This window comes from Halobacillus sp. BAB-2008, from assembly GCF_000328325.1.
In the GTDB taxonomy this organism is placed as follows: Bacteria; Bacillota; Bacilli; order Bacillales; family Halobacillaceae; genus Halobacillus.
This window is the reverse complement of the sequence record NZ_ANPF01000120.1, coordinates 1-933: the sequence shown is the minus strand read 5'-3', so window position 1 is coordinate 933 and position 933 is coordinate 1. Positions and strand designations below refer to the sequence as shown.

The following is a 933-nucleotide window of genomic DNA, read 5'->3' as shown; positions in this document are numbered from 1 at the left end:
TTTATTTTAATTTTCCTAAAAAATATTTTTAAGAGCTTCAAGATTATCTTTAGAGAACGGCCGAATGTGATAATTACTACTGGGGCGGGGGCTATAGTCCCTTTGTGTTTTATATCAAAGCTCTTTAAGTGCAAAGTTATTTTTATAGAGAGTTTTGCAAAAGTTAATTCTCCCACAATAACTGGTAAGTTGCTTAACATGTTTGGAGTATCTAATAGGACATATGTTCAATCTGAAGAATTATTACAATATTATGAAAAAGCTATATTTAAGGGGACGTTATATTGATATTTGTATCTTTAGGCACTCAAAGGTTTAGATTTGATAGATTGATTCACAAGCTAGATAATTTGTGTGAATTAGGTGTAGTGCGAGAAAAAGTTATTGTTCAGTCAGGTGGATACCATTATAAAGTGAGTAGTGAAAACTTTGTTTTTAAAGATTTTTTGTCAATCGAAGAGATGCAAAAGTTTATACAAAGTAGCGAGGTAACTATTTTACATGGGGGTACTGGCTCTATAATTACATGTTTAAAAGGCAAAAAGAAACCAATAGTTGTACCAAGATTAAAAAAATATGGTGAACATATAGACGATCATCAACAGGAAATTGCTCAATTATTTAATAGTAAAGAGTTAATAGAAGTAGTAAATGATATGGAAGAATTAAATGAAAGAATTAATAGTGTAAGGAATGTAGTGTTTACAGATTCATTACCTTTTGATAATGGGGTAGAGATAACAAACGACATTAGAGAGTATTTACACAGTATAGGAGAGAATATGTAATGAAAAAAAATGTTTTTATAGTATGGCACAGCAATCAAGCTAGAGTGAATTCAATGGCAGAACATTTTGATTATACGCCGTATTATATTACTTCTAATTTTAAGGGAAAAAAATTTAAAATCATTGATTACCTTATCAAATTTTA

General features: G+C 29.4%; 1 protein-coding gene and 1 pseudogene. Both read left to right on the top strand.

All coding sequences use genetic code 11. The annotated features are described in order from the left end of the window. Positions 1 to 288, top strand: a pseudogene (locus D479_RS19505) (polysaccharide biosynthesis protein); the annotation flags it as partial. After that, positions 285 to 788, top strand: coding sequence for a glycosyltransferase (locus tag D479_RS19500; protein WP_008640557.1), 504 nt, complete (start codon positions 285 to 287; stop codon positions 786 to 788). The pseudogene D479_RS19505 and the gene D479_RS19500, both read left to right, overlap by 4 nt. Positions 789 to 933 lie beyond the last annotated feature (145 nt).